Annotated in this window: 23 protein-coding genes; 7 read left to right on the top strand and 16 right to left on the bottom strand. The window is 70.7% G+C overall.

What is annotated here, in order from left to right; all coding sequences use genetic code 11:
* Nucleotides 1-100: 100 nt before the first annotated feature.
* The 3 genes from QTQ03_RS04070 to QTQ03_RS04060 are packed head-to-tail and all read right to left on the bottom strand — an operon-like array spanning nt 101 to nt 2,712.
* Nucleotides 101-766 carry a response regulator gene (locus QTQ03_RS04070; RefSeq protein ID WP_289276785.1) on the bottom strand — a complete coding sequence of 222 codons (666 nt, stop codon included), beginning with the start codon at nt 764-766 and terminating at the stop codon, nt 101-103.
* Nucleotides 763-1,974 carry a sensor histidine kinase gene (locus QTQ03_RS04065; protein ID WP_289276784.1) on the bottom strand — a complete coding sequence of 404 codons (1,212 nt, stop codon included), beginning with the start codon at nt 1,972-1,974 and terminating at the stop codon, nt 763-765. Before QTQ03_RS04065 ends, QTQ03_RS04070 begins: the two co-directional genes overlap by 4 nt.
* Before the next feature lie 57 nt (nt 1,975-2,031).
* The gene (locus QTQ03_RS04060; RefSeq protein WP_289276783.1) at nt 2,032-2,712 is read right to left on the bottom strand and encodes a DUF305 domain-containing protein; all 681 of its coding nucleotides are present in this window, start codon (nt 2,710-2,712) and stop codon (nt 2,032-2,034) included.
* A 286-nt stretch (nt 2,713-2,998) separates the two neighbouring features.
* Here QTQ03_RS04060 and QTQ03_RS04055 point away from each other — a divergent pair, with 286 nt between their 5' ends.
* A complete protein-coding gene (locus tag QTQ03_RS04055) occupies nt 2,999-4,435 on the top strand; it encodes an LVIVD repeat-containing protein (protein WP_289276782.1) in 1,437 nt (478 codons plus the stop codon).
* 47 nt (nt 4,436-4,482) lie between these two features.
* Here QTQ03_RS04055 and QTQ03_RS04050 read toward each other — a convergent pair whose 3' ends face one another.
* From QTQ03_RS04050 to QTQ03_RS04010, 9 genes are all read right to left on the bottom strand, one after another.
* The gene (locus QTQ03_RS04050; protein WP_289276781.1) at nt 4,483-6,090 is read right to left on the bottom strand and encodes an asparagine synthetase B family protein; all 1,608 of its coding nucleotides are present in this window, start codon (nt 6,088-6,090) and stop codon (nt 4,483-4,485) included.
* Between the two features lie 4 nt (nt 6,091-6,094).
* The gene (locus QTQ03_RS04045) at nt 6,095-7,063 is read right to left on the bottom strand and encodes a DUF5715 family protein (RefSeq protein ID WP_289276780.1); all 969 of its coding nucleotides are present in this window, start codon (nt 7,061-7,063) and stop codon (nt 6,095-6,097) included.
* 390 nt (nt 7,064-7,453) lie between these two features.
* Nucleotides 7,454-8,767, bottom strand: a complete 1,314-nt coding sequence (locus QTQ03_RS04040; protein WP_289276779.1) for an ABC transporter substrate-binding protein — start codon at nt 8,765-8,767, stop codon at nt 7,454-7,456.
* Between the two features lies 1 nt (nt 8,768).
* On the bottom strand, nt 8,769-9,884 hold the full coding sequence (locus QTQ03_RS04035) for a branched-chain amino acid ABC transporter permease (protein WP_289276778.1): 1,116 nt from the start codon (nt 9,882-9,884) through the stop codon (nt 8,769-8,771).
* Nucleotides 9,881-10,765: a branched-chain amino acid ABC transporter permease gene (locus tag QTQ03_RS04030; protein WP_289276777.1), complete on the bottom strand. Its 885-nt coding sequence runs from the start codon at nt 10,763-10,765 to the stop codon at nt 9,881-9,883. Before QTQ03_RS04030 ends, QTQ03_RS04035 begins: the two co-directional genes overlap by 4 nt.
* Nucleotides 10,762-12,654, bottom strand: coding sequence for an AMP-dependent synthetase/ligase (locus QTQ03_RS04025; RefSeq protein ID WP_289276776.1), 1,893 nt, complete (start codon nt 12,652-12,654; stop codon nt 10,762-10,764). Before QTQ03_RS04025 ends, QTQ03_RS04030 begins: the two co-directional genes overlap by 4 nt.
* 76 nt (nt 12,655-12,730) lie before the next feature.
* Nucleotides 12,731-13,510 carry an ABC transporter ATP-binding protein gene (locus QTQ03_RS04020; RefSeq protein WP_289276775.1) on the bottom strand — a complete coding sequence of 260 codons (780 nt, stop codon included), beginning with the start codon at nt 13,508-13,510 and terminating at the stop codon, nt 12,731-12,733.
* Nucleotides 13,507-14,298: an ABC transporter ATP-binding protein gene (locus QTQ03_RS04015; protein WP_289276774.1), complete on the bottom strand. Its 792-nt coding sequence runs from the start codon at nt 14,296-14,298 to the stop codon at nt 13,507-13,509. The genes QTQ03_RS04020 and QTQ03_RS04015 overlap by 4 nt, the downstream gene beginning before the upstream one ends.
* A 481-nt stretch (nt 14,299-14,779) precedes the next feature.
* On the bottom strand, nt 14,780-15,973 hold the full coding sequence (locus tag QTQ03_RS04010; RefSeq protein ID WP_289276773.1) for a helix-turn-helix domain-containing protein: 1,194 nt from the start codon (nt 15,971-15,973) through the stop codon (nt 14,780-14,782).
* Between the two features lie 174 nt (nt 15,974-16,147).
* On the opposite strand from QTQ03_RS04010, the gene QTQ03_RS04005 reads away from it, so the two are divergent.
* Complete coding sequence (locus QTQ03_RS04005; RefSeq protein ID WP_289276772.1) at nt 16,148-16,414, top strand: flavin reductase; 267 nt, start codon at nt 16,148-16,150, stop codon at nt 16,412-16,414.
* A 202-nt stretch (nt 16,415-16,616) separates the two neighbouring features.
* On the opposite strand, the gene QTQ03_RS04000 is transcribed toward QTQ03_RS04005, so the two are convergent.
* From QTQ03_RS04000 to QTQ03_RS30200, 4 genes are all read right to left on the bottom strand, one after another.
* Nucleotides 16,617-16,913: a hypothetical protein gene (locus QTQ03_RS04000; RefSeq protein WP_289276771.1), complete on the bottom strand. Its 297-nt coding sequence runs from the start codon at nt 16,911-16,913 to the stop codon at nt 16,617-16,619.
* A gap of 105 nt (nt 16,914-17,018) precedes the next feature.
* The gene (locus QTQ03_RS30575) at nt 17,019-17,423 is read right to left on the bottom strand and encodes a DUF6896 domain-containing protein (RefSeq protein ID WP_502889687.1); all 405 of its coding nucleotides are present in this window, start codon (nt 17,421-17,423) and stop codon (nt 17,019-17,021) included.
* A 6-nt stretch (nt 17,424-17,429) separates the two neighbouring features.
* Nucleotides 17,430-18,182: a polymorphic toxin-type HINT domain-containing protein gene (locus tag QTQ03_RS30205; protein ID WP_353890564.1), complete on the bottom strand. Its 753-nt coding sequence runs from the start codon at nt 18,180-18,182 to the stop codon at nt 17,430-17,432.
* Nucleotides 18,182-18,481 carry a hypothetical protein gene (locus QTQ03_RS30200; RefSeq protein WP_353890563.1) on the bottom strand — a complete coding sequence of 100 codons (300 nt, stop codon included), beginning with the start codon at nt 18,479-18,481 and terminating at the stop codon, nt 18,182-18,184. Before QTQ03_RS30200 ends, QTQ03_RS30205 begins: the two co-directional genes overlap by 1 nt.
* Before the next feature lie 125 nt (nt 18,482-18,606).
* Between QTQ03_RS30200 and QTQ03_RS03985 the strand changes: the two genes are divergently transcribed.
* From QTQ03_RS03985 to QTQ03_RS03965, 5 genes are all read left to right on the top strand, one after another.
* Nucleotides 18,607-18,957 (top strand): ArsR/SmtB family transcription factor, encoded by a 351-nt coding sequence (locus tag QTQ03_RS03985; RefSeq protein ID WP_289276770.1) that lies wholly within the window; start codon nt 18,607-18,609, stop codon nt 18,955-18,957.
* Entirely contained in the window at nt 18,957-19,238 is a 282-nt protein-coding gene (locus tag QTQ03_RS03980) for a hypothetical protein (RefSeq protein WP_289276769.1), read from the top strand. Before QTQ03_RS03985 ends, QTQ03_RS03980 begins: the two co-directional genes overlap by 1 nt.
* 10 nt (nt 19,239-19,248) lie before the next feature.
* Nucleotides 19,249-20,229, top strand: coding sequence for an NAD(P)-dependent alcohol dehydrogenase (locus QTQ03_RS03975; RefSeq protein WP_289276768.1), 981 nt, complete (start codon nt 19,249-19,251; stop codon nt 20,227-20,229).
* Nucleotides 20,230-20,696: 467 nt separating this feature from the next.
* On the top strand, nt 20,697-22,889 hold the full coding sequence (locus QTQ03_RS03970; RefSeq protein WP_289276767.1) for an MMPL family transporter: 2,193 nt from the start codon (nt 20,697-20,699) through the stop codon (nt 22,887-22,889).
* Between the two features lie 111 nt (nt 22,890-23,000).
* Complete coding sequence (locus tag QTQ03_RS03965; RefSeq protein WP_289276766.1) at nt 23,001-24,764, top strand: DEAD/DEAH box helicase; 1,764 nt, start codon at nt 23,001-23,003, stop codon at nt 24,762-24,764.
* The last annotated feature ends 223 nt before the right edge of the window (nt 24,765-24,987 follow it).

Raw genomic sequence — 24,987 nt, 5'->3', positions numbered from 1 at the left:
GGGTGCACCGCGCTGGTGGCGTCCGCCCGCACGCTCGATCCCGGTGCGTCCCGGGGTGGGGTGCCGGGACCGGCCGGTACGACCTGAGGCGTACGCCGGGTCAGCCGCCGGGGGTGACGAGCCCGCTCTCGTACGCCAGCACCACCGCCTGGACGCGGTCCCGGAGCTGGAGCTTGGCCAGGATCCGCCCGACGTGGGTCTTCACCGTCGCCTCGGCCACGTGCATCTGGTCGGCGATCTCGGCGTTGGACAGTCCCTGCGCCACCAGCAGCAGGACCTCCCGTTCCCGATCGGTCAGCTGTCCGAGACGCGGGTCCTCCGCGGGGCCGGGTCCGAGCCGGTCGGCGAACCGGTCGAGCAGGCGGCGGGTGATCGAGGGCGCCACCACCGAGTCGCCCTGGGCGACCACCCGGATCGCGGTGAGCAGTTCCTCGGGGGGCACGTTCTTGAGCAGGAACCCACTGGCACCGGACCGAAGCGCGGCGAAGGCATCCGCCTCGGTGTCGAAGGTGGTCAGCACGAGCACGCGCGGTGGACCGGGCGGCCGGCCGGCGCACAGCCGACGGGTGGCCTCCACGCCGTCCATGGTGGGCATCCGAAGGTCCATCACCACGACATCGGCCTCGACACGCGCCAGCACGCGCAGTGCGTCGGCGCCGTCGACGGCCTCGCCGACCACCGCCAGGTCGGGCTGGGAGTCCAGCACCATCCGGAAGCCCGCCCGGACCAGTGCCTGGTCGTCGACGATCACCACGCGGACGGTCACGCCGCCACCGCCTCGGTCGACGGCAGCGGCAGCCGCACCTGGACCTGCCAGCCGCCGGCGAGTCGGGGGCCGGCGGTGAACCGACCGTCATATACCCCCACCCGCTCCCGCATTCCGACCAGGCCGTGCCCGCCGGACGGCGCCGGTCGCACCGGCGACCGGCCCCGGCCGTCGTCGACGACGCACACCGAGACGGCATCGGCGTCGCGTTCCAGGGTGACCTCGACGGCCGCGCCGACCCCGGCGTGTTTGAGGGCGTTGGTGAGCCCCTCCTGCACCACTCGGTAGACGGTCAACTCCAGGCCGGGCGGCAGCGAGGGCTCGCCCGTGACGGCCCAGCGCACCCGCAGGCCGGCTTCGGTGAACCGGTCCAGCAACGCGGGCAGTTCGGCCAGGGCGGGGCGCCGGTGTTCCGGCTCGGCCACCCCGCCGTCGTCGGGTCGAGGCGCCGACGCCGGCTCCGGCGGGTCCGGCTCGCGGAGTACCCCGACCAGCCGACGCATCTCCTCGAGTGCCTGACGACCGGTGTCCGCCACCACCTTCACGGCGTCCCGGGCGGCCGCCGGATCCCGGTCGATCGTGAAGCGGGCACCGTCGGCCTGCACGATCATGACCGCTATGCTGTGTGCCACGACGTCGTGCAGCTCACGGGCGATCCGGGCGCGCTCCCCCGCCACGGCGGCCCGCGCCTCGGCCTCCCGCTCGCGCTCCAGGGTCGCGGCGCGCTCCTCGAGGCTGAACACGTAGCGCCGGTGGGTACGCACGTTGAGCCCGACCAGCCAGACCGCACCGGTCACCAGGCCGAAATAGAGGGCGGCGGCCCACCACTCGGGGCCCTCGGTCTGGAGAGCTGCCTGCACCGCGCCGATTCCGGCGACGGCACCGGCCAGCACGCCGTCGCGAAGCCGCTCAGCGTACTTGACCACGCTGTAGAGCGCGACGAGCACGGCCACGTCGTACACCAGCGGCCCCCAGCCGGCGAGCACCTGCACCTCGGCCAGCATCGCCACCAGGGCGGCGACAGCCGACGGGTGGGCGCGCCGGAACAGCAGCGCCACCGCCATCGCGACACCGACCAGGGTGGCCGCCCCGCCGCCGGGCTGGCCGGCCATGCCGGCGAGGGCGAGCAGCACCACGACGCCGGAGACGAACACGTCGAAGGCGACGCCGCGCAGCGGGCGGCCGAGGATCGTCCGGTTCACGGTCACCCAGCGTACGTTGCCGGCGGATTCGCGGGTGGCGGTGCCGGAGCCGGCCCGGGCGGTTCAGGAGTCGAGGAGTTCCCACATCCGGTCGATCTCGACGCTCTGCTCGACGGCGACGGAGTTGGCGAACTCCTGGAGCAGCGGTTCCGCGCCCACCTTCAGCAGGTCGGTGGACATCTCGACGGCGCCCGCGTGGTGGTCACTCATCATCTGCACGAAGAGCCGGTCGAAGCCGGCACCCCGGGCGTCGGCGAGCCGGCGCATCGCCTCGGGCGACTGCATGCCCCGCATGGTGCTGTGGTCGTGGCCGGCGACCTCGGCGGACAACGCCCGCGCCTGCAACCAGGCCCGCAGCATCCCGATCTCCGGCCCCTGGCCGGCCCGGATCCGCTCGGCGAGAGCCTTCACCCGCGGATCGGCGGCGCGGGACGGGACCAGCTCGGCCATCTCCAGGGCCTGCTCGTGATGCGGGATCATCATCCGCACGAACCAGGTGTCCAGCGAGTTGTGGTCTGGTGACGCGGTCTTCCGCACCTCCTCGGCGGGGCGGACCCTGGCCGGCTCCCCCGGCCGGCCCGGCACGATGACCGACATGTCATCGATTCCAGTTGATCCAGTTGCGGCCCTCGGCGCAGGTGACGCCCTGTCCGGAGCAGGTCCTGGCCGAAGTAGCGCGGCAGCCACGACCAGTAGGGCCGCTGCTGTGACGACGGCCAGCACCCATCTGCCACGCACGCTCATCCGACACCCCCTGCGGGGTCGAGGTCGTGGCGATCACACCCATCGACGGCGGACGGCTGAGGTGGTCCGAGTCCCTGACGGTAGAGGTCAACACCGACATGTATATCGAAAAGATTCCCAGCTATGACCAGAGTCACATCGACCAGCATAGGTGACCGGTAGGATATAACCAATGAACCTCTTCGATTTTCGCTGCACCACCGCCGGAGGTGAGGAACGAGGTGCACCCCGCGGACGGTCACGGTGGAGAGGTTCAATCATCATCCCCTTGCGAAGGGCGCCGCCGATGATCAGTTTTCCCACGCCGCGGTCCCGCCGGCTCGGCACCGTCAGCCTGGCCACGGCCGGCATCCTCCTCGCCAGCGTGGTCGCCGCCCCACCGGGCAGTGCCGGGGTGGCGACCACCCCGTCCGGCACCGTCGACACCATCCCGGGCGTCGACGAGATCCGGAGCAGCCCCAACCTGAGGCAGGTCGCCAACCTGCCGAAGGAGGCCCCACTCGACGCCACGAACAGTGACCTCGCCTTCCAGGGCCGGTACGCGTTCGCCGGCAACTACAACGGCTTCGTCATCTACGACATCTCCGAGCCGGCCGCGCCGACCGTCGTGTCACGCGTACTGTGCCCCGGGTCGCAAAACGACATCTCCGTCCAGGGGGACCTGCTCTTCCTCTCCACCGACTCGCCCCGTAGCGACGACTCCTGCGCCAGCAGCGCGGTGCCGTCGAGCGAGACACGGTGGGAGGGCATCAAGATCTTCGACATCAGCGACAAGACCAACCCACGGTACGTCAAGAGCGTGCAGACCGCCTGCGGCTCGCACACCCACACGCTCGTGCCGGGCAAGAACCGCAAGACGGTGTACGTTTACGTCTCCTCGTACGGCCCGTCGGACACGTACGTCGGCTGCCCCCCGCCGCACGACTCGATCTCCATCATCAAGGTACCGGTGCGCTCCCCCACGGACGCGACCCTGGTGGCCGTGCCGAACCTCTTCCCCGACGGCGGCTTCGCAGGGGTGCCCGGGCAGAAGTCGGCTACCAGCGGCTGCCACGACATCACCGTCTACCCGTCGAAGAACCTGGCCGCCGGCGCCTGCATGGGCGACGGCATCCTGATGGACATCTCGAACCGGGAGGCGCCCCGGGTCATCCATCGGGTGCGGGACACGGAGAACTTCGCGTTCTGGCACTCGGCCACGTTCAACAACGCCGGCACCAAGGTGGTCTTCACCGACGAGCTGGGCGGCGGCGGGGCCGCCACCTGCAACGAGGCGGTCGGGCCGAACCGGGGTGCCGACGCGGTCTACGACATCCGCGGGCGTGGCGACGCCCGGACCATGTCCTTCCGCAGCTACTTCAAGATCCCGCGCGCCAACGCCGACACGGAGAACTGCGTGGCGCACAACGGCTCGCTGGTGCCGGTGTTCGGACGGGACATCATGGTCCAGGCGTGGTACCAGGGCGGCGTCTCGGTCTGGGACTTCACCGACTCGGCCAATCCGACGGAGATCGCGTACTGGGAGCGGGGCCCGCTGAACGCGGAGCGCCTCACCGGCGGCGGCTCCTGGTCCGCGTACTGGTACAACGGCTACATCTACTCCAACGACATCGTGAAGGGGCTCGACGTCCTCAAGCTCACCGACCGGCGAACCTGGACGGCGAACCTGGTCCGCTACCGCGAGCTGAACGTCCAAACCCAACCCCGCTACCCGGGCGGCTGACCCTGCCGACCCCGCCGGGCCCGATCCCGCACGGGATCGGGACCCGGTCACCCGGGCAGCGGCGCGTCCCCGCGGGAGCGGCGTGGCCCGACCAACCGGCGCACCATCGGCACCGCATTCCACTTCGCCGCGCCCACCAGGTCCCGGGCGTGCTCCAGCATGGTGTAGTCGGGCCGGGCCCGGCCGGCGGCGATCGCCCGGTCCAGGTCGTTGCCGCACCGGGTGAGCACGGTGTCGAAGTCCCGGCGGACCGGTTCGAGCAGGTTGTAGTGGAAGGACCGATGCAGCCGGGCGAACAACGGCTTGTACAGCCGGGCGCGCTCGTGCAGGCCGGAGGAGTACGACATCGGGTTCTTCGGCCGACGCCGGATGTAGTCGGGCAGCAGGTCCGCGAACGCCTCGCGGAGAATCCACTTCTCCTGGCCCTCGCGCATCTTCAGGCCGACGGGAAGGCGCATCGCCAGCTCCACCACGCCCAGGTCGAGGAACGGGACCCGCGCCTCCACCCCGTAGGCCATGCTCGTCCGGTCGACGCGCTGCAACTCCGTGCGGCCGAGGTTGCGCAGCTTGTACCGGAAGAGCCGGCGGGCCGCCGCCGGCCCGACCTGGTGGTACATGGGGTATCCGCCGAACAGTTCGTCCGAGCCGTCGCCGGTGAGCGCCACCTTCACGCCGAGCTCGCGCAGCCGCCGGAAGAGCGGCACCGACACCACCGCATTGATGATGTCGCCATACTCGGTGAGTTCGGAGATCCGGATCGCCTCCCGGACCTCCGCCAGTCGGATGTCGCGCGGCCGTAGCTCCACCACCTCGTGCGGCACGCCAAGGTCACGCGCCAGCCGCCGCGCGTGCACCAGGTCGGGGCTCTCCGGCACACCGACGGTGACGGCGACGCAGTCCGGGTGCATCTCGCGGACGTGCAGCAGGGTCAGCGAACTGTCCAGGCCACCGGACAGCACCACACCGACGGTGAGGTCGGTGTCCACCCGTGTCCGGATACTGTCGGTGAGGGCCGCACGGACGAGCTGGGCGGCCTCGTCCGGGTCGTCCACCGGCGGCAGTTCGTCGCCGAGAGTGAGCAGGTCGACGTACGGGCGCAGCCGAACCGGCGCGCCGGCGTCCGCCCAGCCGTGGTGCCCGGGCGGCACCTCGAGGATCGGCGTACCGAGGCCGACCAGTGCCTTGACCTCGCTCGCCACGTGCAGGCACCCCGGGGTCCGGGCCCAGTACAGGGGCTTGACCCCGAGCGGGTCACGCACCAGGTACGCACGGCCGCTGGCCCGGTCCGCGATGGCGAACGCGTACTCGCCGCGCAGCCTGCTGACCATCTCCTCGCCCCAGCGCAGGTACGCGGCGAGCACCACCTCGGTGTCGCTCGCGCTGCGGAAGCGGTGCCCGAGCGCGGTCAGCTCAGCCCGCAGCTCGTGATGGTTGAAGACCTCGCCGTTGTAACAGAGCACAAACCGCTCGTCGTGATCGGTCCAGGGCTGCACCGCCCGGTCCCGATCCACGACCCGCAGCCGTCGAACACCGGTGAGCAGGCCGTTCTCGTACCGCGTCTCGGTCACCTCACCGCGCGATTCCAGGGTGGCCAGCATGCGCCGGAAGATGGCCGGATCGGCCTCGGGGCCGGCGCTCAGCACGAGGCCACACATCGGCTCAGACCGCCATCTCGGCTTCGTACGCCCGGCGCAGCCGGCGACGCGCCGCGGGCGCGAGACACAGGTGCCAGGCCTGTCCTTCGTCGACGACGTTGACCTCGCCGGCCCGCTGCCGCGCGAGCAACAGCTCGGCCAGGGTGTCCCGGACACCGAACCGGTCGAACCACGCCATCTCCACGTCCACCGCCCAGCCCAGGCAGTGACCGCTGGGCACCATCGCCGCGTATCCGAGGCGGCGCAGCCGGTGCTGGTGTTCGGCGCTGCGGACCAGGCTGTTCACCCACAACGGTGGCGTGCCGGCCGGAGTGCGGGCGGCGAACTCCCGGCCGACGTCGTTGAGCAGTGCCACGACCTCCCGACGGGCCCGGCGGAACAGCAGGCCCGCCGTACGCGGGGTGGCGGCCGGCAGCAGCCGCCGCCGCGCCGCCCGCACCCCCCGGCCGAGCAGCGTGGCCGGTTGCTCCTGGTACCGGAAACGCAGGAGGTCGCGCCGGCGCAGCCACTCCAGGTCGACCAGCTCCGGGCTGCCGTTGACCTGCTCGTCGGTGAGGAAGGTTGGCTCGTCCCGCCACCACATCACGTCGACGCGTGACAGTAGGTAGATCCGGATCAGGGCGGTCAGGTCGGCGGCCGAGCTGCGCTCGTTCGGCTGGTAGCGGGCCATCTCCAGCAGCAGCGTCTCGCGCGCACCGATGAGGCCCTGCGGGGTGTCGTCGAGGACCGCCGCGATCGCGGGTTCACGCAGCCGCTGATCGACCAGCACCTGCCGGGCAGCGGTGCTGGCGGCCCCCGCGAGCGCGCCGACCTCGACCAGCAGGTCGGCCACGGCGGCCCGGTACGCGTCCAGGTCCGGCGCGGCCGCCGGCGCCCGGTGGGGCAGTGCGGAGGGCGGACGCCGCCGGGCCGGCGTGGCGGACGAGACGGTGGGCCCCGGCTGCTGTCCCGGGCTTCGACTGGGCACGCGCATGGTCGGGTCCTCTCTCCCGTCACAGCATCGCGGGGTACGTCACCCTCTGCGATACCGTAACCACACATGGTGGCAGCAGTCCGAACGATCCTCCTATCTCCCCCACACGGAATCGGCGCGACCCCGGAGGTGGGAACCGCTCCTCCTGGGACAGCCGGCACAACCGCGCCGCCTCCGGGTAGGACGGGACGCCCGGGTTCGACCGCTCACCGGCGGCGCCCCGGTGGTTGGTCGCGCCGCGCCCAGCTCACCGACCGTGAACCGCCCGACCGTGAACCGCCCGGTCGCGCGGCACGTTCCCGGGCCGTCGGTCCCGGCCGCAGCGAGCCCGACGCGACGAGGAGTCCCGTCAGCCCCGATGCACACTCCGGGGACGCTCCCGACAACCGCTCAGAGCTTCTCGTAGCAGGGCCGGTCCAGGGTGTACGCCTGTGCGGTCGGCCCGGTGAACAGGTCCCGCACCTGGCGCACCCCGGTCGGGGCCGCCCGGTCCGGCTTGTAGATCGCGGTAACCCGGACCGCCGCGTCGTTCGGCCCGGCGGCATAGTTGCCGGCGTTCTCCGGCAGCATGCCCTCGTAATCCACCCTGGTCAGGGACTTGACCGCCCTGAGCAGCCCGGCGCGGGTGAGATCACCGTCGGCGACGGCCTTCTTTAGGGCCGCCTTCATCGGATACGACCACACCCAGCCGGCGGTGTAGCCGTCGTTGGGGGTGACACCGGGCAGCGCCTCCCGCAGTGCCCGGTGGCCGGGGGTGTCGGTGGGCCAGGCGTTCCACGGCGCGGTCTGCTCGAAGCGGGCCACCAGCGCCGGCCCCGCCGGGCTCTGCAGCAGTGCCGGATTCCAGGTGGGGCTGGTGCCGATGAACCGCCCCGGGTAGCCGCGCGCGACGGCCTGCCCGACGATGGTGGCCGCGTCGGCCGGGCCCGTGGTGAGCACCACCACGTCCGGCTCGCCGGTGAGGATCGCCTGGATGGCGCCGGCCTGCTTGTCGGCACCCGAGTCGGTCTTGACGTCGGTGAAGGTCATCCCGAGGGCCTCGGCGGCGAGTTTCACCCCGGCGGCGGCGTCGTCGCCGTAGTCGCCGGCCAGGTGCACCGCCATCGCCGACGTCGGTTGGTAGGCCTCCCACGCGTAGTCGAGGGCGTTCATCGACTCGATGCAGTAGTTGGCACCGGACTCGATGATGACGTCCTCGAAGGCGTACCCGGACGTCCACGCCGCCGGTGCGGCGATCACGTTGTTCGCCGTCATGTCACGGAGGATCGCACTGGTGGTGGGTGAGCCCAGGCTCTGCGCGAGCGCCAGCACATCCGGTTTGATCTCCTGGTAGACCTGGTTGTGGGTCTGCGGGTTGTACTTGTTGTCGCGCACGTACCGGGTGACGTCCACCTCGTAGTCGCCGATCCCGCCGGCGGTGTTGACCCGCTTCCAGAACGCCTTCTGCGCGTCGGTGATCGGCACCGCGAGCGCCCGGAACGGTCCCTCGGTGAGGTCGGAGATGATGCCGAGGTAGATGCAGCCCTTGTTCCGGTCCACCGGCTGCGGGCACGGTTCGGAGGTCACGCCCACATCGGTCCTCAGCCCGGACGCGTCGGTGGAGGTGTCACCGCCGCGGCAGGCGGTGAGGGTGCCGGCCAGCAGGAGCACGGCCGTCCCGAGGGCGATCCGCGACATCGGTCTTCCCATGGCTTCCTCGCTCACGTCAGTAGGAGAACGGCCACGCCTTCCAGTAGGTGCGGGCCCGGACCCAGAGGCCGAACAGCCCGCGTGGTTCGAAGATGAGGAAGACGATGATGAGTACGCCGTAGAGGATCGTCTCCACCTGGAAGACGTTCGGCACCTCGTTCGGCTGGCTGCTGACGAAGGGCACCCACGCCTGCAGTTCCCGGGTGAGCCGGGGCAGCAGGGTGATGAAGAACGCCCCGGCGATCGCGCCGGAGACGGTGCCCGCTCCGCCGATCAGCACCATGGCGATGTACTGCACGGACAGCAGCAGGCTGAACGAGCCGGGATCGAAGAAGCCGGTGATCGTGTGGAGCAGCGCGCCGGCGCACCCGGCGTAACACGACGACACGGCAAAAGCGATGGTCTTGTAGCGGGGCAGGTTCACCCCGATCACCCCGGCGGCGATGTCCCGGTCACGGATCGCGGTGAACGCCCGCCCGATCCGGGAGCGGGCCAGATTGCCTGCCGCGAGCGCGAAGACCAACAGCAGCCCCAGCATCAACCAGTACAGCTTCTGGTCGCGGGTGCCGGCCGGGCCGGTGACGGCGAGGGGCCACCCGAGGAATTCCAGGGTGGCCGCCGGTCGGCCGACCCCGGCGCCGCCGGTCAGCGACGACCACCCGCTGAAGATGTGCTGGCCGATGAAGACCAGGCCGAGGGTGACGATGGCCAGGTAGAGCCCACGCAGCCGGGTCGCGAGGGGCGCGACGAGTACCCCGGCGAGGCCGGCGACCAGACCGGCGGCGGGCAGCCAGATCGTGATGTCGGTGACACCGAAACCGATCACCCGCCCGTCCGGGTCGCCGCTGAGCGCCGCGGCGGTGTACGCGCCGATGCCGAGGAAGAAGGCGTGACCCAGGGAGACCTGCCCGGCGTACCCGGTAACCAGGCCGAGCCCGATCGCCCCGATCGCGGCGACGCAGCAGACCGCGAGTAGTTGCAGCAGGTCGTCGGTGAGCAGGAAGGGCAGCCCGACCGCCAGCGTGAGCACGGCACCGGTCCACCACCGCTTCGCCGGGGTGTCCAGCAACGCCAGGTCCTCGTCGTACGACGTGCGCAGCAGCGGCCGGCCGCGCGGCCGGGAGTTGGTCATACCCGTTCCACCTCCGGGGTGCCGAACAACCCGTACGGGCGCAGCAGCAGCACGACCAGCATCAGCAGGTACGGGGTGATGACCGAGACGTTGCCGCCGAGCCAGGCGACGTCGTTCGCGTACGTGGCGACGAACTCCTGCAGGACGCCGACGGCGAGCCCGCCGATGACCGCGCCGGGCAGCGAGTCCAGCCCACCGAGAATGATCACGGGCAGGGCGGTCAACGCGATCAGCCACAGCGCCCCGTCCACGCTGCCGCCGGCGGCGGCGAAGGTGCCGGCGACGGCGGCAAGCCCGCCGGCGAGTGCCCAGCTGACCGCGAAGACCGCGCCCACCGAGACGCCGTGGGCGAGCGCGGCCTCCTGGTCCAGCGCGGCGGCGCGCATCGCCAGCCCGGTGCGGGTGAACCGGAAGAACGCGAAGAGCCCGGCGACCAGCAGGACCGCCGCGACCACCGCGGCGAGGTGCCGCTGCTGCATCGCCACCGGGCCGAGGGCGACGGTGCGCAGCCCCCACGGGTCGCCGACGTGCCGCACGTCCAGGCCGATGAACGCGTTGACCACCACCCGGACGGCCACGTCGACGCCGAGGGTGATGATGGCGACCACGAACGCCGGTCGGCCCACCATCGGACGGACCGCGGTGCGTTCCACCCCGAGCGCGAGCAGCGCGGTGCCGAACGCCGCGAGGGGCACCGCGGCCCAGAAACCGACCGCCGGGGTGAGGTAGGTGACCGCGACGACGCCGGCGAGCATGAACGCCGGCTGCGCGAAGCTGATCACCCGGGTGGCCTTGTAGATGATGACGAAGCCGAGCGCGAGCAGCGCGTAGACGCTGCCGGTACCGAGCCCGCGCAGCACGCTCTCGATCAGCTCGGTCACCGGTCACCGCCCGGGGCGTACAGCTCGTCGACCAACCCGGCGAAGGCCCGGGTGACGGCCTCCCGGCGCACCTTCTGGGTGGCGGTCAGCTCGCCGTCGTCCTGGTCGAGTTCCTTGGGCAGCAGCCTGAACCGCTTGACCTGCTCGACCGGCGGGTGGCGGCGGTTGACCTCGTCGACGACCGCCCGGACCAGCTCGACCACCTCCGGCTTGCTGGTCAGGTCACGGTAGGTGGTGTACGGCAGGCGATGCGCCTGCGCCCACTGGCCGACCGTGTCGGGCTCGACGCCGATCAGCGCGACCAGGTACGGGCGCCGGTCACCGATGAGCACCGCCTCCTTGACGTACGGGGAAACCTTCAACTCGTTCTCGATCCCGGCCGGGCCGATGTTCTTGCCGCCAGCGGTGATCATGATGTCCTTGGCCCGGCCGGTGATCCGCACGTGCGTGCCGCCCACCCACTCCCCCACGTCGCCGGTGTGCAGCCAACCGTCCGACTCCAGCACCGCCGCCGTGGCGTCCGGGTCGTCGAGGTAGCCGGCGAAGACCCCGCCGCTGCGGGTGAGGATCTCCCCGGTCGCCTCGTCGACACGCAGTTCCACACCGGACTGCGGCTCGCCGACCGTGCCCAGCCTCACCCGCCCGGGGTGGTTGGCGGTGGCGATGGCCGAGTTCTCGGTCATGCCGTACACCTCGTACATCGGCACGCCGATGCCCGTGAAGAAGCGCAACACCTCGGGGGCGATCGGGGCGGCACCGGAGGCGGCGTACCGGACCCGCCGCATACCGATCCGTTCCCGCAGGGCGCGGTAGCAGAAGACCCAGCCGACCGCGTACGCCAGCCGGGTGGCCGGGGTGTGCCGCCCACCGGTGGCGACGAGCCGGGCCCCGATCCGGTCGGAGACCCGCAACCAGAACCGGGCGACGGTCCGCTTGAGCGGCGCGGCGGTGGAGATCCGGGTGGTGACCGTGGCGAGGATCTTCTCCCAGATGCGCGGCACCCCGAACAGCAGGGTCGGCTGCACCTCGCGCAGGTTCGCCGGCACGGTGGCGATGGATTCCGCGAAGTTGACCTGTACGCCCGCGCCGGCGTTGCTCCAGGTGGTGAAGATGCGCTCGGCGACGTGACACAGCGGCAGGTACGACAGGATCAGGTCGTGCGGGCCGGGCGGCGGGTCGGCCAGCCCGCCTCCGTCGGTGACCGTCCGCACGGCGAAGTCCACGTTGGCGTTGGTCAGCATGGCACCCTTGGGGCGGCCGGTGGTGCCCGAGGTGTAGATCAGGGTGGCCAGGTCGGTGTCGGTCGCGGCGGCCATCGAGCGCTGCACCGCGTCGGGGTGCGCGACGCGGTGCGCTTCGCCGAGGGCCAGGAAGTCGTCCCAGTGCAGCAGGGCGGCGTGGCGGTAGCGGTTGCGGACACCGCGCGGCTCCACGTACACCACGTGCTTCAGGTCCGGGCAGTCGTGCAGGACGTCGAGGACCTTGTCGACCTGCTCCTGGTCCTCGACCACGAGCACCCGCGCAGCGGAGTGGGCCAACAGGTAGCCGATCTCACCGGCCGGGTTCGTCGGGTACAGCCCGACGGTGACGGCGCGCACGGCGACGGCCGCCACGTCGGTCCAGAGCCACTCGCGCCGGTTCTCCGCCAGCACGGCCACCCGGTCGCCGGGCCGGACGCCGAGGGAGAGCAGGCCGTGCGCGACCGTCGTCACGGTGTCCCAGTAGGACGCCCAGGTCACCTCCGACCAGACCCCGCGGATCTTCTCCCGCATCGCCACCCGGTCGGGAGTGGCGCGGGCACGGGCGCGGACCCGGGAGGCGACCGTGGTGGCGGCGGCGCCGGCGGCGCCGGCGGCGGGCGTACCCGACGCGGCGGTGGTGGTGCTCATCCGGCCGCTCCGCTTCGCTCCGCCGCCGCACGGGACGCTGGCACGCGGCGCCGATGGTTCGCCCGCGGAGGCTCGCTCATGTGGTGGTCACCTCTCCCAGATAGGCGCGGACCACGTCGGGGTGCTGCTGGATCTCGGCTGGGGTGCCGGTGGCCACCGGCTGCCCGAAGTCGACCACCAGCACCCGGTCGGCGAGGTCCATCACCAGGCCCATGTCGTGCTCGACGAGCACCATCGGGATACCCAGTTCCTCGCGGACGTCGAGGATGTAGCGGGCCATGTCCTCGGTCTCCTCCAGGTTCATGCCGCCGACCGGCTCGTCGAGCACCAGCAGCTTCGGCTCCATGGCGAGCGCCCGGCCCAGCTCCACCCGCTTCTGCACCCCGTACGGCAGCAGCCCGACCGGCATCCGCCGCCACTGCTCCAGCTCCAGGAACTCGACGATCTCCTCGACCGCCGCGCGGGCGGCCAGTTCCGCGCGGCGGGCGCGGCCCCGCCACAGCACGGCCGCGAGCGGCCCGTAGCGGATGTGGTGATGCCGCCCGAGCAGCAGGTTCTCCAGCACGGTGAGGTTGGCGAAGAGCTCGACGTTCTGGAAGGTGCGGGCGAGCCCGAGCGCGGCGATGTCATGGGGGCGGCGGCCGACCAGGTCGATACCGTCGAAGACGACCCGGCCGGACTGCGGCCGGTAGACGCCGGAGAGCACGTTGAAGATGGACGTCTTGCCGGCCCCGTTCGGCCCGATCACCGCGAGCAACTCCTGCCGGCCGACGGTGAAGCTCACCCCGTCGACCGCCCGCACACCGGCGAAGGCGAGCCGCACGTCGTCGAAGGTCAGGATCGGCTCGTCGGTCACGACAACCACCGCTTCCGTCGCCGGTAGTGTTTGACGTCCCGGAACGACCGCCGGGCAGCCCCGTCGCCGCCGTGCAGCCCGAGGTAGAACTCGCGGACGTCGTCGTCGGCGAGCAGTTGCTCCGCGGGCTTGTCGAGCACCACCCGGCCGGTCTCCAGCACATAGCCGTGTGCCGCGATCGACAGCGCCATCGTCGCGTTCTGCTCGACCAGCAGGACCGCCGTGCCAGCCGCGTTGATCGTCAGGATCAGTTCCCGGATCTGCTCGACGAGCCGGGGGGCGAGACCCAGGCTCGGTTCGTCCAGCAGCAGGTAGCGCGGGCCGGCCATCAACGCCCGCCCCATCGCGAGCATCTGCTGCTCCCCACCCGACAGGTAGCCGGCCGTCCGGCGACGCCGCTCGGCGAGCACCGGGAACAGCGCGTACACCTCGTCGAGGCGGTCGGTGACCCGGCGCGGATCGGTGTGCCCGCCGAGGCGCAGGTTCTCCTCGACGGTCAGCTCGCCGAAGGTGCGTCGCCCCTCCATCACCTGGGCGACACCACGCCGCACGATGGTGGCCGGCCGCAGCCGGTGCAGCGGCTCCCGGTCCAAAGTGACCTCACCCCGGGAGACCTTCCCGTGGTGGATGTCGAGCAGGCCGGTGATCGCCCGCAGCAACGTGGTCTTGCCCGCGCCGTTCGCGCCGAGCAACGCGACGATCCCGCCCGGCGGGACGGTGATGCTCAGGCCGCGCAGGACCAGCATCACGTCGTCGTAGACGACCTCGAGATTCCGCACCTGCAGCATGGCGGGCGCCCCCAGGGTTGCCTGTGCTACGCGTCACAGGTTACCGAGCATTAAACCCCGGGAAACACCGCCGCAAAAGATCGGATCGGGTGGGATTTCGACAGAACGCGGTGCGACCGAGGCTGGACACAGCGGGTCTCCGCCGACCCTGGGCCGACCGTGTCCGGCGAGTTGTCAGCGCCCAGCCGCCCCCCGTTGATACCGCCACCACGACGTCAACGGGGCGGAGGTAGGCCGTAGAACGATGCGCGGCGGTGTTCGCCGCGATCATGTACGTGCCGACCACCCTCACCGACCGCATGGTCCAGACCGCGCTGAAGCCTGTTCACCGATTGTCGAGGCGGGCTTTCTGCCCTGCTCATGCAGTTTCCGGCCGATCCTGCCACCTCCGCTGCCCACCATCATTGCGTCCATACCGGAAGGACGCTCCAACCAGCAGCGGAGGTCCATCGGCGACGGCGACCAACGGCACCGGGGGCGTCTACTGGGTCGGTCGTCTGGTGCCGGTGGCGGGCTTCTTCTGTGCGCTGCGCTCGATGAGGCGATCGACGGCGGCGATGCGGCGGTGGAGGCGGGCGGAGCCGGCATCGATAGCGGTGGTGTCGATGCGAGCGAGGACCTCACGGGCGGCGTCGAGGTCGCCTGCACGGGCGTGGCTTTCGGCGAGCCAGGTCTGGTAGAGGGCGACCTCGCGGGCGTGGTCGCGGTTGTAGGTGGCGAGTGCTCGCGTCAGCAGGGGTTCGGCGGCGGCTGGGGGGCCGAGTTCGATGAGGCAGCGGGCGGCCATGACGTCGATCTCGGTACGGTTGAGCCAGTACACCCATTCGGGCTCGGCGATGCCGTCGGAGCGCTGGTCGTAGGCGTCGTCGACGGCGTCGAGGGCGCGGCGGGTGGTGTCGGTGTCGCGGGCTCGGGCGGCGGCCCAGGCGAGGCGTTCCAGCAGCAGCGCCCGGACGAGTGGACTGGCATGGGGTGCGCCGGTGACGGCGGAGCGGGCGATGAGCAGGGCGTCGTCGCGTTTGCCGACGTTGGTGATCTGGTAGGCGAGGCTGGACAGCAGTTGCGCGCCGAGTGCCCTGTCTCCGGCTGTGTCGGCGGCGGTGACGCCGGAGAGGTAGAGGCGTTGGGCGTCGGGGTAGCGGCCGGCGTCGCTGGCGACCCAGCCGGCGAGTTGGGCGAGTTCACCGATCACGGTGTACAGCCGCTTGCCGGAGGCGTCGGTGTAGGAGGCGGTGCGGGCGAGGTGTTCGGCCTGGTCGAGTTCGGTGCGGATGACGGGGAGCAGGGTGCGGCTGCCGACGGTGTCGTCCAGGTGGCGAAGTTCGATCACCCGGGATTCCAGCGTCTCGATGAGGCTGGTGCCGATACGACGGCCGGCGCGTAACTGCCGGGGGACGGGTGGGTCGCCGAGGAGCCATTCGTGGGTGAGGCGGACCGGGTCTGCTGGGGTGCCGATCGGCACGCCGAGGGCGTGTTCGTAGCGCTCGACGACGTCGGGGGTGGCGGGGCGGCGGCCGGTTTCGACGAGGCCGAGGTAGGGCTTGCTGAAGTGGGTGAGCGCGGCCATGCCGGCAAGACTGTGCCCGGCAGCCTCGCGGGCGGCCCGCAGATGGACGCCGAGGTCAGCGGTGTCGGGTGTAGACGGGGGAAGACCCTCCGGTTGTTCCATGGTCATCTCTTTCCCCTGATTCTGGTGGCAGGCCCAGCGGGGACGCGCATCGAGTCCGGACCTGACTGGTCCTGTTCCGGGAGGGCCGGGACGGGCACGAAGATCGGCATTCTTCATACCCGGGTACGTGCCCGGCCCTCCCACCGTAGACCACGGACGTGCCCGGAGGGTTGAACAGCGATGTCGATGCACGTGCCGGTTCGCCCGGCCTGGACCTGCGCCGGGTGTGGGCAGGCGTGGCCGTGCCTCACCCGCAAACGTCAACTGTTGGCCGAGTTCGCCGGGGCGCGGGTGTCGCTGATGCTCTACCTGTCGCGGTTCTTCGTCGAGGCGTGCGTGGACATGCCGGCCACGACGTCGGGGACCCTGTATCGCCGGTTCTTCACCTGGCCGTACGAGCCGACCGGCGGCAGCCACAGCGACGAGAGCGTCCCCCCGAGGCAGTGATCCCAGCGGGACGCGTTCTCGGTTGGTCGTGTTCGGCCGTCGGAGGCTGTGTCGTCGTCGGGCTGGTCGGGTTACAGCGCCTGGTCCATGGACTCGACGGCCTGGCGTTGCAGGCGGACGTGGCAGTGCCAGCGTATCGAACCACCCCCGGGCTTGAGGATCACCACCCGGCGTACCGGCTGCGGCCGGTACGTGCCCGCGTTCAAAGCCGTCCGGACCTGCCCCCAGTGCTGGTGCAGCCACTCACGAAGCTCGTGCGTCGCCAGGCCATCCACACCAGGCGCACCCGATTGGACTCCACACGCTTCAACGCCCGACCGAGGTTGTCCGGCGAGAGCATCCGCTCCCACAACGAGACCTCCCTGGTCGGGAAGACAACCTCCTCGGTACGCGCCGACTGGCCGCTACGCTCCACCGCAGGCATTGACGGACTCACCGTCGCCCCCACGCCCTGCGTCCGCGGGATGGCTGCGATCACCGCGACCAGCACGAGCAACACCAGACTCTCCCTCACTTCACGTTCAGCCCTTCTCGCCGCGAAACATCGGGCCTACCGTGCCAGGGCATCAGGCGCACAAGTCCTTCCGGCCTCCATAAGCGACGATCATTCCGCAGACCGAGGAATAAGACCGTACGTGACTCGATCAACCCTAGCGATCATTCCCCTATTTGCGAATTGGTCGCACGCAAGGCGTATCTCATCAATTGCCGGGGCGACTTCTTTAATTCCTTCCAAATAGGCCCTGATGTCATAAACGGTGAAACCATCGCTATCGCCCAAACTGTCGATATGCACCGGTGCGCCTCCCGGCAGCACGACGGTGTACCCGACGCCGTGAACGTTGTACTCGAGGCCTCGGCAGTGCCCATGACGGACGACCTCGTCCCGGAGAACCCGCTCCGTGAGTTCCGACGCCGACGTGACCCCTAAGACTGCCCCCACCAGGGCCTTAGCTGAGTAGAACTGGCGGACTGCGTCCTCAATGGTCCTCAAAACCTCGCGCGACATACTTCGTCACCTCAGCTTGTAGGGGTTTAGTCGATTTCCTTGGAATCGAGACGCCGTATCCAGGACGTCCGCCATATCCTTGTAGCCCCGGAAGCCACCGTTGAGAAGTTCATCGGTAACGTCGCGGATTCCTACGCGCCCCACTCCGACCCATTTGGCGGCAGCTAGGCGGTGATGACCATCGAGTACGTAGGTCGTGCCTTCGTGCCGAACGACCGACAAAGGACTCTGCCCCCAGTCGAAAGTACCAGCTCGCACATCTTTGCCGAGTCTAGCTACGTTCTTTGTCGACGAGTCGCCGGAAATGCGGTGCACGGGTTTCAAGTCTGAAGGACTAGCCCAGCCGCAGTTGTGGACAAGTACTTGAGTCTCGCCGGCGATCACATAGTACGTGTGGAGGCCGTCGACGGTCAGGTTGTGGACCTTCTGTTGCTCGGTCCACTTACGGAGGGCGACCACCGTGACCGGACGGTGATCTGCTGTCTCGAAGGCGTACCCGGGCTTGAGGTCCTTCGCCGCTGCCCAGCGGCCCTCGCTGTCGATCCAGAAGGGATGGCCGTCGGTGGCGGTCAGCTTGGCCGTCTGGTTGCCCAGATCGCCATCGGTGTCGATGGTGACCTCGACGAGGTTCTTGCTGCCCGAGCCGACGATGAGAGCGGTGACGGCACGTGCCTCGGGCCGGCCGGTGGTTGGGTCGGTGGCAAGCACCCTGTCGCCGACCCTGACCTCGCTGATCGCCTTGCGACTGCCGTCGGCCATCAAGACCCCGGTTGACGGGTGAAGCTGTTGCGGCAGCCCTTGCCAACCAGGCCCCGGCCGATGCTGCGGGCCTCCGCCATGCCAGCGCTGACCGCTCTGCTGCCGGCCGCCCGCATGCCTCCGCCGAGTGCCCGGAACCCGGCGCCGAGCGCCTGACCGGCGATGGAGCTGAGGCCGCCGCCGACCGCACCGAAGAGACCACCCAGCGCGGCATCGCCGGCCAGGCCCCAGCCGCGCTCGCCGTTCATGTAGCCGGGGACCGCCGCGCCGACCGCACCCGCGAGGGCACCGCAGGCCACCGCACCGACACCGGTCCAGCCGATCGGGTAGTCGCCGCGACGGCGCCGCGGCCCCCATTGTCGACACGAACTGCGGATGCTACGGTTTTCACATGTAAGAGAGTTCTTACACGTGAAGGGGTCTTGTGACAGCAAGCGGGCCGACCGGAGACGACCTGGTCGAGATACTGGCGGCGCTGGCCAACCCGATACGACTGCGCATCGTCGCGACGTTGGCCGGCAGCCGCGACTACGTGAGCCATCTGGCCCGCGAGATCGGAGTGAGTCGTCCGCTCCTACACATGCACTTGCGGCGGCTGGAAGCCGCGGGCCTGATCGCCGGCCGCCTGGAGCTCTCTGAGGACGGTAAGGCCATGAAGTACTACGAAGTCACCGACTTCAGTCTGCACCTGACCGCGTCGGCGGTAGCCGAGGCGGTCAAGACCCTCACCAGGTCGGACCCGGAGAAGGGTCCCGCGCCCAAGGAGTCAACCTGATGGACCCTTTCGGAGGGGAAATGTCCTGGCCATCGGCGATCTTCCTGCTCGTCGTGGTCGTCGTGGCGGCCTTCCTGGTCGCGATGGTCATTCTCGGCCTGTTCGAAACCCGCAAGGAGAAGCAGGCCGCCGCCCAGACGGACGATCTGCGTCAGCTCGTGCACCGTTACGAGCAACTCGCCGAGAACACCCTCGACGCCCAGCAGCGAACAGCCGCCGACCTGGCCGAACTGCGGGCACGTACAACGTCGATCGAACAACTACTGCGCAGCGTGGAATGAGAGGGACATCATGGAAGGCATCCGCTTCTACACGTACGGCCCGCCCGAGGTCCTCACGTTTCAGGACCTCGGCATGCCCACCGTCGGTGCCGACGACGTGCTGATCCGCGTGCGGGCAGCCTCGGTCAACCCCGCGGACTGGCACTTGATGAGGGGCACGCCGTACCTCGTGCGGCTGCGGGGCGGGCTGTCCCGCCCCAAGGCGAACGAGCTGGGCCTCGATCTGGCAGGGCGCGTCGAGGCGGTGGGCAGGAACGTCACCACGCTGCGGGTGGGAGACGAGGTGTTCGGCTGCCGGAACCTGGAGCGCGCCGGAACGTTCGCCGAGTACGTCACCATGCCTCACGACGCCGGAGTGCTGCTGAAACCGGTCGGCCTGACGTTCGAGCAGGCCGCGTCCGTGCCCGTGGCGGCGCTCACCGCCTACCAGGCTCTTCGTCACCACGGGCGGTTGCGCCCCGGTCAGCAGGTCCTCGTCAACGGCGCGGCGGGCGGAGTGGGGACGTTCGCGGTGCAGATCGCCAAGGCGCTGGGTGCCGAGGTGACCGGCGTGTGCAGCACCAGGAACGCCGAGCTGGTCCGGTCCATCGGCGCCGACCACGTCATCGACTACACCAAAGAGGACTTCACCCGCGGCGGACGACGCCACGACATCATCCTCGACAACGTCGGGAACCATCCGCTGTCCGCGTGCCTGCGTGCCCTCACCCCGCGGGGAACAATCGTCCCCATCGGTGGCACGGGCGGCCATGTCGTCGGTCCCCTGGGCCGCATGCTCCACGCGCTCGCGCTGTCGCTGTTCGTACGGCAGCGCCTCGTTCCCTTCCTGGCCCGCCCGACCAAGGACGACCTGGAGGCGGTCCGCGACCTTCTCGAATCCGGAAAGGTCACGCCGGTCATCGACCGGACATACCCGCTGAACGAGCTTCCCGCGGCCATCCGCCACCTCGAAGCAGGCCACGCCCGGGGAAAGATCGTCATCACCGTCTGACGGACCTCAGGAAGATCACCATCCGCGCGGAGCTCGACCAGCCGTAGCCACCTCCGCGAAGACACCGCTCATCCTACCGCGGTCGATCGACGAACAGATGGACCGATCGGCGAACAGATAGGCCGATCGATCGCCACCACGATCGCGAATCGAACCGGGACAGACCCGGACCGTGCTCTCTATCCGAGGCTACCGCCCACGGCCGCCACCGTGCGACACGTCAGCACCCGGCACGTGGGCGGGCGGCCCAGCCAACCCGCGTCTGGTCGAGCTGGTCTGTGCGGGCGGACGCCAGCTCGGCACCGGCGTGCCCGACCGCGAGTCTCCCGACGCACCGCACTCGCCCCCACACCATCACGCGGACGCCCCGTCGATAGCCGACGCCTCCCGGCACCGCGGTGACCCAGCGGCTCCGTCGGTCCTGGCGTAGCCACCCCGCCGTTGAACTGCCTGAGACAGGAGTACCTGTGGCAACATTCCTCTACCGCCTCGGCCGGCTGTCGTTTCGGCGTCGGCGGGTGTTCGTCGCACTGTGGATCGCGTTGCTGGCGGCCACCGGGGTCGCCGCCGCCACGCTTTCCGAGCCAGTCGACAACTCCTTCAGAATTCCGGGGACCGAGTCACAACGGGCCATCGACCAGTTGACGGAGAAGTTCCCCGAAGCGGCCGCGGGCGGCGCCACCGCGCGAATCGTGTTCGCCGCACCCGACGGGCGGACGCTCACCGATCCGCAGGTCAAGAACGCGGTCTCCGACGTCGTCGCCGAGCTCCGGCGCGCGCCCCAGGTCGCCCACGTGGTGGACCCGTACGCGGCGGGGGCGGTCAACCCGACCGGCACCGTCGGCTACGCCCAGGTCAGCTACCAGGTGCAGTTCGGCGACATGACCGACGCCGCGCGGGACGCGCTACGCCACGCCGCCGCGCACGGCCGGGACACCGGGCTGACCGTCGAGGTCGGTGGTGACGCGGTACAGGACCCCGCGCAGACCGGTGCCACCGAGGTGATCGGCGTCGGGGTCGCCGCGCTCGTCCTGCTGGTCACCTTCGGCTCGCTGGCAGCGGCCGGCCTGCCGTTGCTGACCGCGATCATCGGAATCGGGATCGGGATCGCCGGGATCACCGCGCTCACCGCCGTCGTGGACGTGTCCTCGAACGCCACGGCACTGGCCCTGATGATCGGGCTGGCGGTCGCCATCGACTACGCGCTGTTCATCGTCTCGCGGTACCAGCACGAACTGGCTGCCGGACGTGACCTGGGCGAGGCGGCCGGCCGCGCGGTCGGCACCGCCGGCTCAGCCGTGGTGTTCGCCGGCCTCACCGTGATCATCTCCCTTGCCGGGTTGTCCGTGGTCGGCATCCCCTTCCTCACCCAGATGGGGCTTGCTGCCGCCGGCACCGTCGCGATCGCCGTCCTCATCGCGCTGACCCTGCTCCCGGCGCTGCTGGGCATCGCCGGTCGTCGGGTACTCGGACGCCGTGCCCGCGACCCCGAGGCGGGCAGCGCCCCGAACCGGCCGACCGTGGGACTACGCTGGGCGCGCCTGGTCACCAGGCGCCCGGTCACGGCGCTGCTGGCCGCCGTCGTGGGCCTCGGCGTCATCGCCATCCCCGCGTCCGATCTGCGCCTCGCCCTGCCCGACGACGGCGTGGCCGGGCCACAGACCACCCAGCGCAAGGCGTACGACCTGCTCAGTGCGGGCTTCGGGCCGGGCTTCAACGGCCCGCTCCTGGCCGTGGTCGACACGACCGGCAGCGCCGACGCCCAGGCGACCGCGCGGCAGGTCGCCGACATGATCGCGGGCATGCCGAACGTGGCGGCGGTCAGCCCGGCGGCGGTCAACGCCGCCGGTGACACCGCGCTGCTTCAGGTGATCCCGGCCAGCGGCCCCACCGACGAGGCCACCAGCGGCCTCGTCACCGCCCTACGGGGCCGGGATCTCGGGACCGAGGTAGCCGTCACCGGGCACACCGCGTTGCAGAAGGACGTGTCCGACCGGCTGACCGGCGCGCTCCCGCCCTACCTGCTGCTCGTGATCGGCCTGGCCGTCCTGCTGCTGACGCTGGTGTTCCGCTCGGTCCTGGTCCCGGTCAAGGCCACCCTCGGATTCCTGCTCACCGTCGCCGCCACCTTCGGCGCCGTGGTCGCGGTGTTCCAGTGGGGCTGGCTGGCAGAAGTGGTCGGCGTCGACCAGGTCGGCCCCACCCCGAGCGTCATTCCCATCTTCCTGGTCGGCATCGTGTTCGGGCTGGCCATGGACTACCAGGTCTTCCTCGTCACCCGGATGCGGGAAGAGTACGTTCACGGTGCCCCCGCCGGGCAGGCGGTCGTCAACGGGTTCCAGCACGGTGCCCGCGTGGTCACCGCCGCCGCCGTCATCATGATGGCCGTCTTCGTCGGCTTCGTACCCTCCCACGACATGTTCATCAAGACGATGGGGTTCGCGCTGGCCGTCGGAGTCCTGATCGACGCCCTCGTCGTCCGGATGACCATCGTCCCGGCTACCATGACGTTGCTCGGGCGTGCGGCCTGGTGGCTACCCGGCTGGCTCAACCGGCTCCTCCCCGCCGTCGACGTCGAGGGCGACCAGCTCCACCACCGCCTCAACCCCGCGACCACCGACGCGTCCAACGAGCGCGAGCCGGAGTTGACCCGAGCCTGACCCATCCCGTCGGTTTTGCCTGCCCGCCGGCACGTCGGCGGGCAGGCTACCGATCGTCGTGACGTGCCGGCCGCCGGACTGGTCGTGCGGCGGTGATGAAAGGCTTGACGCATGAGTTCCACACCCGTACGGCACGATCCACCCGCCGAACCGCCCGTGGGCGACGAGGCGACCGCCTTCGCCGACCTCGGCCTGCGCGCCGAACTGCTGGCCGCGCTGTCCGCGCTCGGCTACGAGGAGCCCACCCCCATCCAGCGGGAGGCGATCCCGCCGCTGCTGGCCGGGCGGGACCTGCTCGGGCAGGCGGCGACCGGCACCGGCAAGACGGCGGCGTTCGCACTGCCGCTGCTGCAACGGCTGCCGGACGACCGTCCCGGCGGGGATCCGGTGGCGTTGGTGCTGGTGCCGACCCGGGAGCTGGCGGTACAGGTCTCCGAGGCGTTCCACCGCTACGGCAAGGACCTCGGTACCCGGGTCCTGCCGATCTACGGCGGGCAGCCGATCGGTCGGCAGCTGCGTGCGCTGGACGCAGGGGTGGACGTCGTGGTGGCCACCCCCGGCCGTGCGCTGGACCACATCGCCCGGGGCACCCTGCGCCTGACCGATCTCGCCACCGTGGTGCTGGACGAGGCCGACGAGATGCTGGACATGGGCTTCGCCGAGGACATCGAGGCGATCCTGGAGCACGCGCCGGAGCAGCGGCAGACAGTGCTGTTCTCGGCGACGATGCCCAGCCGCATCGACGGGCTGGCCCGCGCGCACCTGACCGACCCGGTGCGCATCCTCATCGCCCGCGAGCAGCCGGTGGCCGGCGAGGCCCCCCGGGTGCGGCAGAGCGCGTACCTGGTGGCGCGGGCGCACAAGCCGGCCGCGCTCGGGCGGGTGCTGGACGTGGAGTCCCCCACCGCGGCGATCGTCTTCTGCCGCAGCCGGGAGGAGGTCGACCGGCTCACCGAGACGATGAACGGCCGCGGGTACCGGGCCGAGGCGCTGCACGGCGGGATGAGCCAGGAGCAGCGGGACCGGGTGATGGGGCGGCTGCGGGCCGGCACCGCCGACCTGCTGGTGGCCACCGACGTGGCGGCCCGGGGCTTGGACGTGGAGCAGCTCAGCCACGTCGTCAACTACGACGTGCCGTCGGCACCCGAGTCGTACGTGCACCGGATCGGTCGGGTCGGACGCGCCGGCCGCGAGGGGGTGGCGATCACCCTCGCCGAGCCACGCGAGCACCGGATGCTCAAGACCATCGAGCGGGTCACCGGTCAGCGGATCACCATCGACAAGATTCCCACGGTCGCGGACCTGCGCACGCGCCGGCTGGAGCTGACGCAGGCCGCGCTGCGGGAGAGCCTGCTGGAGGACGACCTCGAACCGTTCCGCGTGATCGTCGAGTCGCTGAGCGACGAGTTCGACCTGATGGAGGTGGCGCTCGCGGCGGTGCGGCTGGCGCACGAGGCCACGCTCCCCGGCACCGCGGACGAGGAGGAGATCCCGCAGGTCGCGGTCCGCGCGCCCAGGACGGCCCGGCCTGGGTACGAGGGCCGCGGCGAACGCCGTGGCGGCGGTCGGCCCCGGGGCACGGGTACGACGCAGGTCTTCATCGGCCTGGGCCGGCGCGCCGGGGTCCGGCCACAGGACCTGGTGGGTGCGATCACCGGCGAGACCGGGGTGCGCGGGCGGGACATCGGCTCGATCGAGATCGCCGACCGGTTCTCCCTGGTGGAGGTGCCGGCCGGGGTGGCTGACGAGGTGATCAATGGCTTGCGGGGAAGCACGATCAAGGGTCGCAGGGCGACGGTGCGCCGGGACCGCGACGGCGACGGCGACCGGGACCGGCGGTTCGACCGCGGTGACCGGCGCCGCGACCAGCCCTGACCCGCCCGGGTCAACGGGTGGGACGGGCAACCGGTGACTCGCCCCACCCGCCGACTCGGCTACGACGGCGTCGCTACTCGACGTTTTCGCTGACCACGTTGTCGGCGCCGACCACTGGCACCTGCCGGCATCGCTGCCCCCGATCCCGCTCCCCCGTTCTCGTGGCTGTCGAGCATGGTTCGAGTACGGCCGGAAGACGTCGCCGCTCCTCGCGGTACTGCCG

The organism is Micromonospora sp. WMMA1363, from assembly GCF_030345795.1.
Lineage (GTDB): Bacteria > Actinomycetota > Actinomycetes > Mycobacteriales > Micromonosporaceae > Micromonospora.
Note: the sequence above shows the minus strand (reverse complement) of the source record. Positions and strands in the feature narration are given on the sequence as shown.